The following is a 15089-nucleotide window of genomic DNA, read 5'->3' as shown; positions in this document are numbered from 1 at the left end:
TTATGCTCTTGCATTTGAGTTATCTTCAAATTTGAAGTTGTCTTGCATTTCAAAACTATCATTTGCTTGTTGATTTTGGTTATACCCTTTGTTTTGATTTTGCTTTTGTTTGTTTTTTGCTTTCTTGTGACTCATATTCGTTTCTCCTTTATTTCTATTGACATTATTAGTATGTGAAATTTAAAAAAAATTATAAAAAATATAATGAGAAATGATACTTTTTACTTAAATTGTGCTAGAATAGTTGAGAGGTGATAAGGAATGTATTATTTTATTGGAATTAAAGGTTCAGGTATGGCTTCTTTAGCAACAATACTATACGATTTGGGTCATAAAGTTGCTGGAAGTGATATTGATAAATATATATTTATAGAGGATGAATTGAAAAAAAGAGATATTCCTATTTATTCTTTTAACAAAAATAATATTAAAGATGGGTATGATGTCATTATTGGAAATGCCTTTGATGAATCAAATGAAGAAGTCAAAGAAGCACTAGCAAATCCAAATGTAAAAACACATACCTATTATGATTTTTTAGCTCAATTATTAGATAAATATGTTTCAATTGGAATTGCTGGAACACATGGTAAAACAACAACGACTGGGATGGCTTACCATCTCTTTAAAGACTATAATAAGACTTCAGTTTTGATTGGTGATGGAACTGGTCATGCGGTGAAAGATAGTCATTATTTTATTGCAGAAACTTGCGAATATCAAGATCATTTTCTACATTATCAGCCAACATATGCAGTAATTAACAATATCGAAATGGATCATGTTGATTATTTTCAATCAATCGAGCAATATGTTCAGTCATTTGAGCAATTTGCTAATCAAGTGAAAGATACGGTTGTTGTCTGGGGTGATGACCCGCATTTGCCACACTTGAATTATACTAAAAGAGTTTTAAAATTTGGAATAAGTGATAAAAATGATGTGATTGCTAAAAATATTATTAATAATAATCATGGATTGTATTTTGATGTTTATATTCATGGCGATTTATTTGGTCATTTTGCACTTCCTTTCTATGGAATGCATATGTTGTATGATTCTTTAGCAGTCATTACATTAGGATATTTAGAAAATATGGATGCTGATTACATCCAAAAACGTTTATCTACATTTGATGGAGTGAAACGCCGTTATACAGTTCAGGAAGTTGGGAATAATGTATATGTGGATGATTATGCACATCATCCAACAGCAATCAAATATGTCATTGAGGCAACGCGTTCTCGATATCCTGGTAAAGAAATTGTTGCTATTTTCCAACCTGATCGTTTTTCTAGAGGGCTGCGATTTGCAAAAGAATTTGCTGAGTCAATGAATTTAGCGGATTATCCATTCCTCGTACATTTTCCAGAGAATGCTAAAAAAGAAGCTGGAATAGATATCGATATTCATGAGATTGGTCAATATCTTCCACGTGCAATTGTGATTCATGAAGATGAAGATGCTGTCAAATTATTGGCAGAACATGATGATGTGGTTTTCTTGTTTATGAGTAGCAAGGATATTTATAAGTTTGAAGATATGCTGATTGATTATAAATCAACACATTAGCAATGACTTCCTCATAATGGAAATTTATGGTATAATATACTAAAGTCAAAGAAAGGAGAATTTATGGAAAACGCACAATTAGTATCTATGTGTATTTTGATCTTGTCTGGGGCTTTTGCTTTAATAAGTTTAGGACTCTTGTTAATTAGGATGTCTGGTGCTGTGAAGGAAGCAACTGTTTTAATGACAATGGTAGAAACAACATTAACAAAAGTGAATCATATTTTAGATGATATCAATAATAAAATGGAGATGTTGAATGCGCCTGTTGAATTGTTTAGTGGCTTCTTTTCAAAAGGTGGTTTGAAGGCAACATTGCTTTCTGGATTAGGGTTATTAACTTCTATGTTTAGAAGAAAAAAATAATAAGAAAGGTGAAGAAAAGATGAAAATTGGTAAGTTTATTTTAGGTTTAGGAATTGGTGCTGCTGCTGGATTATTATTAGCACCAAAAAAAGGTAGTGAATTAAGAGAAGATATTAAGAGAGAATCTTTAAAGGCATATGATCAATTGAAAAATATGACTAAAGAAGATGTTGAAGCAATGCTTGGGCAAACAATTGAAACAGTTAAAAAATCTGTTGATGAATTTGATTTGGATGTATTTAAAGAAACAACAAAGGAAAAATTATCTGATTTGGAAACAAAATTAGAAGAATTTGCTAACAGAGTGAAAGAGACTGATCAATATATGCAGGTTAAAGAAAGTGTATATGATTTAAGTGATAAAGTGAATTCTAAAATTGATGAAGTGAAAACAAAGGTTTTAGATGCAACTTTAAGTGATGAAGATTTAGAAAAGTTAGAAAACGAAATCGATGATGTTGAAGATAAATTAGAAGAAATGATTGAAGAAATCAAAGATTAAACATGGGAAAGAATGTAACAATTTACGATGTTGCTAGAGAGGCTGGTGTCTCTCTGGCAACAGTTTCACGTGTAATTAATGGTTCTAATGTTGTGAAACCAGGTACACGTGATCGCGTTATGGACGCTATTCAACGTTTAGATTTCAAACCAAATCAAATTGCAAGAGGTCTTGCAACAAGTAAAACAACAACAATTGCGATTGTTTTTCCACAGTCATTATTTGCACATGTTAAAGATATGATTGGTGGTATAGGAGATACAAGCCGTCGCTTAGATTACAATGTAAGTATTTATACAACTGATGAAATTGGAGATGGTAATCCCATTGAAACAGTGATTGAAAAGGTTGTAAAATCACGAGCTGATGGAGTTATCCTATTTAATAATGAGGAAATTGAGCAGGAAATTGAATTGGTAAACAAATATAAAATTCCATCAGTTGTCATTGGAGCTTGTGTATCAAGTCAATATATGGGATCTATCTTTGTGGATTCTAAAAAAATTGCTTATGATATCGTCAATGAATATTTAAATAGAGGTCAAAGTGATATTGCTTTTGTTAGCCCAAAACAAAATCTGATTAAAACTGATGATATGATTTCTGGTATTGTTCAAGCTTACCAAGAACACAATCTAACTTTTGATACTGATAAACAAATTATTCATACATCTACGCATTATGAAAAAAGTTATCCGCAATTCTTAGAATATTTTAAAACTCATAAACATGATGTTGTCTTCACTGGATATGATAAAGAAGCTGTTGCAGTTGTCAATGCTGCCATTGATAATGGTATTCAAATTCCTGAAGATATGGAAGTCATTGGAATGATGAATACAAGTTATGCTTTAATTTGTCGACCAGCCTTAACTTCTATTCATGTGCCTGTCTATGATATGGGAGCTTTAGCAGTTCGTTTATTAACAAAAATTTTAAATGAAGAAGAAATTGATACAAAAGAGGTTCCAGTGCAACATTTAATGATGCCAAGAGGAACAACAAAATAAAAACTTCTATTGAATTAGAAGTTTTTTTGCGAGAGAAGGGGAAAAAGTGGAAAGAAGTAATTCTGAGACTCTGCATATGTTAAAAGAGAGGGGTCATCTGAGTCGTCGTTTGTTTTTTGAAGGGTTAATTGTTGGAGCATTAGCGGGCTTAATCGCAATTATTTATCGCTTATTATTAACCAATGCTGAAGATATCTATTTTACAATTGTTTCATTTGTTAAAGGAAATTTTATATTAACTATACTGTGGTTTATGGGATTGGTGATTTTAGGGCTTGTTATTGCGGCGTTTTTAAAGTATGAGCCATACATTTCAGGATCTGGTATTCCGCAAGTTGAAGCTGAAGTCCAGGGACAGATTGATCAATGCTGGTATAAGGTCTTATTTGCAAAAATAATTGCAGGGACATTGTGTATTGTTGGTGGTCTTTCATTAGGCCGTGAAGGCCCTAGTATTCAATTAGGTGCTATGATTGGGAAGGCAGTTTCAAAATTCTTTAAACGGATCAAAACAGAAGAACGTTTTTTGTTAACTTGTGGCGCTGCTGCAGGATTATCTGCAGCATTTAATGCACCACTTGCTGGAATTATGTTTGCTTTAGAAGAGGTTCATAAAAATTTTTCAACAAGTGCACTTGTTTCAGTTATGTGTGCTTCATTAACAGGTGATTTTCTAAGCCGTCAAATTTTTGGATTATCACCATCACTGCATTTTACTTTAGAAATATCCTTGCCTCTTAATCAATATGCATGGTTACTGGTTCTAGGAGTTGTCACTGGATTACTAGGAGTATTTTATAATAAAATGACAATAGCATCATTAAAGTTATATGATCGTATTCCTGTTTTAAAATCATATCAGAAAATAATTATTCCTTTATTCGTTTCTGGAGTATTGGGGTTATGGCTGCCACAAGTTATTGGTGGTGGACATGTTTTGGTTAACTATCTCAATAGTGAACAATTGGTTTTAAGTACTCTGGTTGTTTTGTTAATTGTTAAGTTTGTATTTTCTCTTTTGAGTTTTGGTTCTGGTGCTCCAGGAGGAATATTCTTTCCTTTATTAATACTGGGAAGTCTTATTGGGGCTATATTTGGTCAAATAGCTATGATATTTGGAATTGCAGATGTCTATTTTGTTAATTTTGTTATTTTTGCAATGGCAGGTTTTTTTGCTGGAATTGTAAGAGCACCAATTACTGGTATTGTTTTGATTGCTGAAATGTGTGGAACTTTAAAGCTCCTGCTACCAATTGCTATTGTATCATTTATTGCTTATATTGTAGCGAACAGTCTTGGAAACGAACCTATATATGAAAGTTTGTTACATCGTTTGACAAAAAATAAAAATTCTGTTCAATCTATTGAAAATAAGGAACTTGTTTCATTTGTAGTGAGTTTGGGAAGTATAGCTGTCAATCAAACAGTTGCTTCGTTGACATTACCTCCAAGATGTTTGTTGGTTTCTATAATGCGTGGGAAAAATGAAATCATTCCTCATGGTGATACACAGTTCTATGTTGGTGATCAGGTTGTTATGATTGTCGATCGATATAGAATAGATGAAGCTAAAGAAAAATTAGCAGAAATATTTACTTTTTCATGATGAAATGCTTTTCTTTATTGACTTCATTTGTAAAATCGCATATTATATGAATAAGCGTTGAAAGAGACAAGTAGTTATATTGATTTGGTATAGAGAACTTGTGGTTGGTGAAAACAAGACAATAAATATAATGAATACACTCTGGAGCATCTAAGTGCAAAGCTTAGACGGTGGCAACATCGTTATCAATTGAGAGAGTATGCTGATGCATAAATAAAGGTGGTACCGCGAGAATTCGTCCTTTGGGAGGAATTCTCTTTTTTATTTGAAGGAGGATATTATGAAAATTTATGATGAATTGGTATGGCGAGGACTTATTAAGGATGTGAGTTCTCCAGAAGTGGAGGAAAAGTTAAATAATGGTGGAATGACTTTTTATATTGGAACTGATCCTACTGGTGATAGTCTACACATTGGTCATTTTTCATCTTTTTTAATAAGTAAAAGATTGAAAGATGCAGGGCACAATCCTATTTTACTGGTTGGTGGTGCAACTGGTTTGATTGGAGATCCTAAACCTGATACAGAGAGGCCCATGATTACTAGAGAACAAGTTCAACATAATTTTGATTGTTTGAAAAAGCAGGCACAAGATTTGTTTGGTTTTGAAGTTGTTAATAATTATGATTGGTCTAAAGATTTAAACTTTATTGATTTTCTAAGAGATTATGGTAAATATTTTAATGTGAATTACATGTTAAATAAAGATATTGTCAAAAGAAGATTGGATTTAGGAATTACTTATACAGAATTTTCTTATATGATAATGCAGGCTATGGATTTTTATTGGTTATATGAAAATAAAGATTGCCATATGCAGGTCGCAGGACAGGATCAGTGGGGAAATATTACTGCTGGAATTGAATTGATCAGAAAAAAATCAGGAAAAGAAGCATATGGTTTTACAATGCCTTTATTAACAAAGTCTGATGGAACTAAGTTTGGGAAAACCAATGGTCATGCAATCTGGTTAGATAGAGAAAAGACATCTCCATATGAAATGTATCAGTTCTTTATTAACTCAGAAGATGAAAAAGTTATTGATTACTTAAAGTTTTTGACATTCTTATCAAAAGAAGAGATTGAGGAATTAGAGGAGAAAAATAAAACGCAACCTCATTTAAGAGAAGCTCATAAAGCGTTAGCTAAAGAAGTGATTACTTTTGTCCACGATGAGGCTGCATATGAAGAAGCCTTAGAAATTAGTCAGATGTTGTTCTCTGGAAAAATTCAAACATTAACACTTGCACAGGTTCAATCATGCTTTAATGGTGTTCCTAGCATTGAAATGGAAGAGGATACAAAAATTTTAAATGCTTTGGTTCAAGTTGGTGCTGCATCATCAAACCGCGAAGCACGTCAGTTTGTTACAGGTGGTTCTGTACTTATTAATGGTGAAAAGGTGACAGATGTAGAGTTTGTTATTAAGAAGGAGAATGCTTTTGGGAAAGAAGCAACTGTTATAAGACGTGGTAAGAAAAATTACTATGTTATTAATCATAAATAGGAGAAGTATATGAAGAAAATATTGACATTGGTTTTATGTTTGGGTTTTTTATTTGGATGTGGATCTGAGAATTCGTCAAAGAATAATACCAATTCACCAAAAGCAAAAAATGGTGATATTGTGAAGATTGATTATGTTGGTAAGTTGGATGGTACAGCATTTCAAGGTGGAACTGCAAATGGAGCTTTATTAGAATTAGGATCAGGAACTTTTATTGATGGTTTTGAAGAACAATTGGTTGATATGGCTGTAGACAGTTCTAAATCAATTAAAGTGACATTTCCAGCGAACTATGGTTCAAGTGAGTTGGCTGGAAAAGAAACGACATTTGATATTGATCTTCATGCTATTTATCAGCCTGCTGATGACGCTGCAAGTCAAAATAGTGATATTGTAAAAATTGATTATGTTGGTAAGTTAAACGGAACAGCATTTCAAGGTGGAACTGCAAATGGAGCCTTACTCGAATTAGGATCAGGAACTTATATTGAAGGTTTTGAAGAACAGTTAGTAGGTATGAAAACTGGTGAATCAAAAACGATAAAAGTGACGTTTCCAGCCAATTATGGTTCAAGTGAATTAGCTGGCAAAGAAGTGACATTTGATGTTGCTATCAATCATATTTTTAGAGTTGTGAAATAAATGGGTATTTTTACCCATTTGTTTTTATTTTATGGTATACTATGAATTGGTGATAGAATGAATGGAATATTATTAATACATAAACCTTCAGGCATGACAAGCCATGATGTTGTGAATAGAATAAGAAGGATTTTACATACAAAGAAAGTGGGGCATTGTGGGACATTAGATCCAGATGCAACAGGTGTGCTGGTTTTATGCATTGGCAAAGCAACAAAAGCTTTGCAGTTTTTAATGAGCGAAGAAAAGGAATACATAACAACACTTTCTTTAGGAACTGCAACGGATACATATGATGCAAGTGGCACTGTTATTGAAAGTCGGGAATATGATGGTGTTGAAAATGTTGTAGAAGTTTTACAATCTTTTGTTGGAAATCAAAAGCAAATACCTCCTATTTATTCGGCTATTAAAGTGAAGGGCAAAAAACTTTATGAATATGCACGTAATCACGAAGAGGTTAAAATTGAACCAAGAGATATTATCATACATGAAATCGAATTGCTTCAACAAGATGAAAATGAAATCACTTTGAGAGTACGTTGTTCTAAAGGAACATATATTCGTTCTTTGTGTGTGGATATAGCTAAAAAATTAGGTTATCCTGGTCATATGTCAAAATTAATAAGAAGTCAATCTGGACATTTTCGCTTAGAAGACTGCTCAACTTTAGAGGATATTGAAGCAGGGCATTTTCATATGCTATCTATAGAAGATGCATTTGAACATTTTGATAAATATGTTATTGAGGATGAGAATATTGTTATTCATGGGAAAATGATTAAAAGTGATATTGATCATCAAGTTGTTATTGTGAATAAGCAGGGCAAGGTATTGGCTGTATATGGACCTAATGGTCAGGGATATTTAAAAAGTATAAGAGGGTTGTTTTGATGGAAATAGTTTATTTGGATGGACAAAAAGTGAATATAGTGGAACCTATTTGTAGTGCTATTGGTTTTTTTGATGGTTTGCATATTGGACATATGGCTTTGGTGAATGAAGTCAAAAGAGTGAGTGAGCAAAAAGGATATAAAAAAGCTTTGATGACTTTTGATCATTACCCACTTTATGTATTAGGAAAAATCAAAGAAGAAAAATATTTAACATCAATGAATGATCGTATTTCACTTTTAGAGAAAGAGGGATTAGATTATTTATTTATCGTAAAATTTACTAAAGAAGTGGCGGCTTTAAGTCCTGAAGATTTTATCAATCAATATCTCATTGACCTTCATGTAAAGCATATTGTTTGTGGGTTTGATTTCCGTTTTGGAAAATACAATGCTGGAAATACTATGACTTTACAAGCTTGTCAGCAATTTAATGTCAGCGTGATACCAGAAGTTCTTTATAAAGGTGAGAAGATTTCTTCAACTCGTATTCGTCATGTTTTAGAACAAGGTAATATTGAAGAAATGAATGAATTATTAGGCAGAAAATATTGTGTATCAGGTGAAGTTATCAAAGGGCGCAGAATTGGACATGCAATAGGGTTCCCAACTGCAAATGTAGATTATCAATCATATTTTTTACCATGTCATGGTGTTTATATAGTCAAGGTGTATGTTCATGGACAAGGATATATGGGAATGTGTAACATTGGATATAACCCAACATTTACTGCTTTGGATAAACCATCTTTAGAAGTTAATATTTTGGATTTTGATGGTGATATTTATCATCAATATATGATTGTAGAATTTTATTGTTTAATTCGTAAAGAAAAGCCATTTGCCTCAAAGGAAGAATTAATTGCACAATTATATGAAGATAAGCAAAAAGTGAGAGAGTATTTTAAACCACAAGACAAATGTCCTATGGTTTGAAATACTTTTTATTATTCTGTTTTTTTAATAAAATATCCCTCTCTTAATCCAGTATAAGCTATTGTTAAGTCTTGGATTGATAAATTCTGGATCAATTCTTTTAAAATAATAAGTCCAGGAATAAGCGTATGTATACGATCTGGTTTTATCCTTAAGATAATTTGAGTTGTCTTTCTTGAGTTTTGAGTTAATTGATTTATGAGATAATCTATTTCCTCTTTTGTTAATGTATCTTGTATATTGTTTTTCTTTAATACAGTGCGAGCTACAAGTATACAAGCTCTCAAGGTTCCACCTATTCCAATAGCGTGTTTTGAATAATGCGAGACATCTATATCTTTTAACTCTTTTTTAACATGATCATGAATTTGATTTAATTCTTTTGTTGTAGGAACAATCCCCTTTACATGTTCTTTATAAAGGCTTAAAGAACCAAGTGGAAAAGATTGATTTTGGATAATACCATTTTGATTAAAGTGAACAACCTCACTGCTTCCTCCACCAATATCAATCAAAACACCAGCTTTAAAATCAATGGATTGTTTCATTCCATAATAATCAAAGAGACCTTCTTCTTGACATGAAAGAATATCTATTTGAATATTAAGTTCTTGTGATAGATGATTTATAATATCCTTTTGATTGAGAATACTTCTTAAGGCTTCTGTTGCAAAATAATATGATTTTTGAACCTTTAAATTTTCAAGCAATATCTTGAATTCGCATAAAGTTTCAGTAAGACATTTTAATCCGTCAGGCATAAGTTGATTATCTTCTATATAATGAACTAATCCTACCGTCTTTTTTTGTGTGATAATCTGTTTGTATTGATTGTTCATAAGTTGATAAATAACTAATCTTACAGTATTAGAACCAATATCTATAATTGCTTTTTTCATAATGTACCTCCAGTATTTGTAGTATATCAACTAGATATAAAGTTGAAGTCTATTTCTTGTAAAATTTGTGTTAAAAATACTCATAGATCATTTGAGAACAACTGATATATCATTGTTTTATTCATAATAAATACAATATCTATTTCTTCATATCATAGAAGTTTTTTATGAATGAAGTTAATGAAAGAAAATATCTCATAGTATTATAAATATTTTGTAAAGTAACTTTGCACTGGCATCACTTTTAATTTTGGCAGGAATATATAGTTTCTCTTCTTCTATTTTGATGTTATGTTTCATTTGGAAGGAAATAATGTCATTGCTTGAAGAACTATCTATTAATATAACTTTTTAAAGTTGTAAGAAAAGTTTATCAATGATATACTAAAAATCATGAGGAGGAATATTATGGAATTAGTGATAGAGCACCTTCAAAAACATTTTGAAGGGAAGTTGGTCTTAAGGGATATTCATTTTCGTTTTGAACAAGGGAAAATATATGGGCTTTTAGGAAGAAATGGTGCTGGGAAAACAACATTATTTAATTGTATAAATCAAGATATTGAAATTGATGGGGGAAGATTTTATATTGAAGATGAAGGAAGAAGACCAGTGACGATGAGTGATATTGGTTATGTTCTATCGACTCCAACTGTTCCTGAATTCTTGACCGCTCGAGAATTTTTGAAATTCTTTATTGAAATTAATCAAAAGGATATTCATCATTTGAAAAGTATTGATGAGTATTTTGATATTGTTAATATTATTGAAGAGGATAGGGATCGTTTATTGAAAGATTTTTCTCATGGGATGAAGAATAAAATGCAGATGTTAGTTCAATTGATTGCTGAACCAGATATTTTATTATTAGATGAACCATTAACATCTTTAGATGTTGTTGTGGCTGATGAAATGAAGAAGCTTTTAAAAGGGATTAAACAAAATCATATTCTTATTTTTTCAACACATATTATGGAATTGGCAGTTGATTTGTGTGATGAAATCGTTATTTTAAATAATGGCAAGCTATCTTTGATAACACAAGAGGATTTAGATGATGCTGCATTCCAGGAAAAGATTATTCGTGTTTTAAAGGATGGAGATCATGTTTAAGACATTTAGGATTTCTTATCGTTTAAAAGGTACATATCGAGTGAATACCATTATTTATGCTTTGAAACATATTCCGGTTGTGAAACATCTCCTTCCAAATTCCTTATATAAACATTATGGGTTAAAAGTGTTTGCTAATATTGTTAGTGTGCTTTGGGAAATGGTTTCTATCTTTTTAGGAAAAATACTTTATTTTACTCTTATGTTTATGCTGCCATTAGAATGGTTTGGGCATATGAATACATCATCATTTTTACAATTATTATTTTTCTTGAGCATCATTGGAGCCTTTTTAAATACAGGTATATTTGAACCAACCAAGGATAAATATTACGCTGTGATTCTCATGAAAATGGATGGTAGACAATTTGTTTTATCACAATATTTATATACACTCTTAAGACATTGTGCTGGATTACTTCCCTGTCTTTTTTATCTTTCTATAGAGTTACAATATCCCATCTGGTTTGTTGGTGTTTTGACAGTTGCTATTGTTGGTTTAAAACTTATTGTTGCTGTTTATCGGTTAAATGATTTCAAAAAGAATCATAGAGTTCGTACTGAAAATAATAATTCTCCATGTGTTATTGCTTTTTGTATTATATGTTTATTATTGGGGTATGGATTGATATTTTTAAATATTGTTATGCCTATAAGTATACTCATGGGGGTATTCATCGCAAGTGCATGTTTGAGTATATGGGGAATGATTTATATCTTTAAATATCCATGTTATCATACTTTTAGTTATCAATTATTAAAAGGAGTGAGCACACTCATCAATATGAATACCCAAGATCTTGTTAATGATTCTTATCGTAAGATGATGACGATGGATACACAGATAATGAGTCATAAAACAGGGTTTGAATACTTTAATGAACTCTTTATGAAAAGACATAAAAAAATATTATGGCGTGCTGCAAAACGTCAGGCTTATATTGTTTTGGCTGCAACTGTTTTATTGATTGTCGTTATGCTTCATGCAGATATATCTTTAAAAGTTAATATATATAAAGTTCTGACAACCTATTTACCATATTTTGTATTTTTTATGTATTTAATGAATACAACGAAGAGTGTGACACAAGCCATGTTTATTAATTGTGATCATTCTATGCTGACTTATACATTTTATCGTATTCCTAAAAATATATTGAAACTCTTTCAAATTCGCTTAAGAGAGATGATTAAGATTAATCTATTACCAACGGTTATATTAGGTGGTGGTTATGGGATTGCCTTAATCATAGGTGGTGGATTTCATCAATTGCCATATGCACTGATTGCGTTTGTATCGCTTATTTCTATGAGCGTTTTCTTTTCAACACATTATTTAATTTTATATTACCTTTTACAGCCCTATAATGCATATACAGAAATGAAAAATCCAGTTTATTCAATTATTGTTTCGTTAACATATGTTATTTGTTTTGCATTTACAAAATTATCATTACCGATTTTTTCATTTGGAATCATTTGTATTGTTTTTTGTGTTTGTTATTGTATTATTGCATGTATTCTTGTTTATAAAAAAGCAGGGGACACATTTAAAATTCATCATTAAAGATTTCTTGTCAAGAATAGGCTTGTTTTATATAAATGAAATTTTATATTTTGTAGATATAAAAATTGAGATGAAGAAAATAATCAATTCATATTTATTGACATAAATATTTAGGATTTTTCATCTTTAGATAAGTGATGATAGATTTCATCACTTATCTTTGTTATAATGAAAAAATGAGGAGTGATATGATATGAATTTAGATGAATTATTAAACCCTAGACAGAAAGAAGCAGCTACATATTTGGATTCACATTTGCGTATAATTGCAGGTGCTGGAAGTGGAAAGACAAGAGTGTTGACATATCGTATTGCTTATTTGATTGAAGAAGTTGGTATTGAACCACGTCATATTTTAGCAATTACATTTACGAATAAAGCAGCAAATGAAATGAAAGAGCGTGTTATTGGTTTATTAGGTGATTATGCTGGGGGAAGTCTGTTATGTACTATTCACTCATTATGTGTACGTATTTTAAGACAAAATATTAGAGCATTAAATTATCCAAATAACTTTATTATTATGGATGAAGAGGATCAAAAGTCTTTATTAAAGAAAATATTCAAAGAGCGTCAAATAGATTCTAAAACAATTAGCTTGAAAAGTTGCATTCATTATATTTCTGCATATAAGATTGCAGGTGTTTCACCTGAAAGAGCGATGTCTTTTGCGGGAGACTATATTGGTGAACAAAAAAAGGCGATTGCTTATGATGATTATGAAAAATATAAAGAAGAGCATTTCATGTTGGATTTTGATGATCTTTTACTGAAGACGGTAGAGCTTTTTGAAAACTTTCCTGAGATTTTAGAAAGATGGCAGAGACGTTTTCAATATATTCATGTTGATGAGTTCCAGGATGTCAGCGAAGTTGATTACAAACTCATCAAATATTTATCAGGACAAGCAGTACTATGTGTGGTTGGTGATCCAGATCAAACAATTTATTCATTTAGGGGGTCTGATATTCATTTTATTATGAATTTTGATAAAGATTTCCCTGATACCAAAACAGTTATTCTTGATCAAAATTATCGATCAACCAAAACAATTTTAGATATTTCTAACAATCTTATTAGAAAAAATAAAAATAGAATGGAAAAAGAATTATTCACTGAATTAGATGATGGACCTAAGGTTTTACATTATTCAGGGGTTGATGAAGAAGCAGAAGCAAACTTTGTATGTGATACCATTGAAGAAATTATTCATAAAGAAGAAGGTGTTAACTATCATGATTTTGCGATTCTCTATCGTGCGAACTACCTATCACGTTCTTTTGAACAAAAATTAATTCAAAGACAAATTGATTATAGAATATTTGGTGGATTAAAATTCTTCAATCGTAAGGAGATCAAAGATGCTTTAAGTTATATTCGTTTGATGGTTAATCAAGATGATCTTTCTTTTGAAAGAATTGTCAATGTGCCTTCTCGTGGCGTTGGTGCAAAGACATTAGAAAGAATTCAAAATGTTGCAATAGAATATGGTATTTCTAATTATGAAGCTTTAACAACTTTTTCAGATGAGATAGGTTTGTCTGGGAAAGCCAAGAAGCAATTGATTGAATTTGTGAAATGTATTGAGAATGCAAAAGCATCTAGTCTCTCTTTGCCAGATGTCTTTGAAAAGTTATTGGGGGATGTTGGTTATTTTGAAATGTTAAGAAATGATCAAGATGATAATCGTATTCAAAACCTTATGGAATTAAAAGCATCTATTGCAAATTATATGAATACGCATCCTGATACACCAACATTTGAAAGTTATTTACAGGATATTGCTTTATATACTTCTCAAGATGATGTTTTTGATGACGAATATGTATCACTAATGAGTATACATATGGCAAAAGGATTAGAATTTAATTATGTCTTTGTCGTTGGATTATCACAAGATGTATTCCCAAGTTTTAGAAGTGTTTCTGAAAGTGGTGATGATGGCATGGAGGAAGAACGTCGTTTGGCTTATGTCGCTTTTACACGTGCTAAAAAACGTCTTTATTTAACTGATAGCCAAGGTTTTAATTTTATTACAAATTCTCCTAAGATGGCATCTCAATTTATTGATGAAATTGGCAGTGATAAGGTTGAACATGCAGGGAATCCTTCGAAGTTTAAACCTAAAGAATATTTACATTTAGGACCTACTGTTGAAGAAATGATAGGAGATAATGAGGTAGATGAATGGAAACAGGGAGATTTTGTAGAACATGAAGCTTTTGGTAAAGGTGTTATCGTTAAAGTTAATGGGAATACATTAGATATAGCATTCTCTGTTCCTTATGGAATCAAAACATTAATGGCCCATCATAAGGCATTGAAGAAGTTATCGAATTAGTTGAGCAAGATGAAGATAAGTTTAACTACACTTATTTTCATCTTTTTATGTAAAAATACAAATTTTTTAAAAGATAAGTTGAGAAGTGTATTCATATTTATAATTTCTTAAGAAATAGGGAACAATATTGTGATA

At 31.1% G+C, this 15089-nt stretch carries 14 protein-coding genes and 1 other annotated feature; of the genes, 12 read left to right on the top strand and 2 right to left on the bottom strand.

Features of this window, described 5'->3' with window-relative positions:
* On the bottom strand, window positions 1–135 hold the full coding sequence (locus GQF29_RS18930) for a hypothetical protein (protein ID WP_017143715.1): 135 nt from the start codon (window positions 133–135) through the stop codon (window positions 1–3).
* Window positions 136–261: 126 nt separating this feature from the next.
* Here GQF29_RS18930 and GQF29_RS17535 point away from each other — a divergent pair, with 126 nt between their 5' ends.
* From GQF29_RS17535 to GQF29_RS17495, 9 genes are all read left to right on the top strand, one after another.
* The gene (locus GQF29_RS17535; RefSeq protein ID WP_008789514.1) at window positions 262–1572 is read left to right on the top strand and encodes a UDP-N-acetylmuramate--L-alanine ligase; all 1311 of its coding nucleotides are present in this window, start codon (window positions 262–264) and stop codon (window positions 1570–1572) included.
* Window positions 1573–1635: 63 nt separating this feature from the next.
* Window positions 1636–1938: a DUF948 domain-containing protein gene (locus tag GQF29_RS17530; RefSeq protein WP_008789515.1), complete on the top strand. Its 303-nt coding sequence runs from the start codon at window positions 1636–1638 to the stop codon at window positions 1936–1938.
* Between the two features lie 19 nt (window positions 1939–1957).
* Window positions 1958–2440: a YtxH domain-containing protein gene (locus GQF29_RS17525; RefSeq protein ID WP_008789516.1), complete on the top strand. Its 483-nt coding sequence runs from the start codon at window positions 1958–1960 to the stop codon at window positions 2438–2440.
* 2 nt (window positions 2441–2442) lie between these two features.
* Window positions 2443–3450 (top strand): LacI family DNA-binding transcriptional regulator, encoded by a 1008-nt coding sequence (locus GQF29_RS17520; protein ID WP_008789517.1) that lies wholly within the window; start codon window positions 2443–2445, stop codon window positions 3448–3450.
* Window positions 3451–3496: 46 nt separating this feature from the next.
* Window positions 3497–5056, top strand: a complete 1560-nt coding sequence (locus GQF29_RS17515; RefSeq protein ID WP_008789518.1) for a ClC family H(+)/Cl(-) exchange transporter — start codon at window positions 3497–3499, stop codon at window positions 5054–5056.
* A 48-nt stretch (window positions 5057–5104) separates the two neighbouring features.
* Window positions 5105–5302: a binding site (T-box leader), on the top strand.
* Between the two features lie 34 nt (window positions 5303–5336).
* Window positions 5337–6563: a tyrosine--tRNA ligase gene (gene tyrS, locus GQF29_RS17510; protein ID WP_008789519.1), complete on the top strand. Its 1227-nt coding sequence runs from the start codon at window positions 5337–5339 to the stop codon at window positions 6561–6563.
* A gap of 9 nt (window positions 6564–6572) precedes the next feature.
* Window positions 6573–7205 (top strand): FKBP-type peptidyl-prolyl cis-trans isomerase, encoded by a 633-nt coding sequence (locus GQF29_RS17505; RefSeq protein ID WP_008789520.1) that lies wholly within the window; start codon window positions 6573–6575, stop codon window positions 7203–7205.
* Window positions 7206–7262: 57 nt separating this feature from the next.
* Window positions 7263–8099, top strand: a complete 837-nt coding sequence (gene truB / locus GQF29_RS17500) for a tRNA pseudouridine(55) synthase TruB (RefSeq protein ID WP_008789521.1) — start codon at window positions 7263–7265, stop codon at window positions 8097–8099.
* Window positions 8099–9034: a bifunctional riboflavin kinase/FAD synthetase gene (locus GQF29_RS17495; protein WP_008789522.1), complete on the top strand. Its 936-nt coding sequence runs from the start codon at window positions 8099–8101 to the stop codon at window positions 9032–9034. The genes truB and GQF29_RS17495 overlap by 1 nt, the downstream gene beginning before the upstream one ends.
* Before the next feature lie 11 nt (window positions 9035–9045).
* Here the strand turns inward: GQF29_RS17495 and GQF29_RS17490 are convergent, their stop codons facing one another.
* Window positions 9046–9933, bottom strand: a complete 888-nt coding sequence (locus tag GQF29_RS17490; RefSeq protein WP_117598768.1) for a Ppx/GppA phosphatase family protein — start codon at window positions 9931–9933, stop codon at window positions 9046–9048.
* Between the two features lie 408 nt (window positions 9934–10341).
* Between GQF29_RS17490 and GQF29_RS17485 the strand changes: the two genes are divergently transcribed.
* The 3 genes from GQF29_RS17485 to GQF29_RS17475 all read left to right on the top strand — a co-directional run bounded on the left by GQF29_RS17485 (window position 10342) and on the right by GQF29_RS17475 (window position 14954).
* Window positions 10342–11046 carry an ABC transporter ATP-binding protein gene (locus GQF29_RS17485; protein WP_008789524.1) on the top strand — a complete coding sequence of 235 codons (705 nt, stop codon included), beginning with the start codon at window positions 10342–10344 and terminating at the stop codon, window positions 11044–11046.
* Window positions 11039–12613, top strand: coding sequence for a hypothetical protein (locus GQF29_RS17480; protein ID WP_008789525.1), 1575 nt, complete (start codon window positions 11039–11041; stop codon window positions 12611–12613). Before GQF29_RS17485 ends, GQF29_RS17480 begins: the two co-directional genes overlap by 8 nt.
* A 193-nt stretch (window positions 12614–12806) precedes the next feature.
* A complete protein-coding gene (locus tag GQF29_RS17475) occupies window positions 12807–14954 on the top strand; it encodes an ATP-dependent helicase (RefSeq protein WP_008789526.1) in 2148 nt (715 codons plus the stop codon).
* Window positions 14955–15089 lie beyond the last annotated feature (135 nt).

Origin of the sequence: Coprobacillus cateniformis (assembly GCF_009767585.1) — a bacterium.
Lineage (GTDB): Bacteria > Bacillota_I > Bacilli_A > Erysipelotrichales > Coprobacillaceae > Coprobacillus > Coprobacillus cateniformis.
This window is presented reverse-complemented; position numbering and strand designations above follow the sequence as displayed.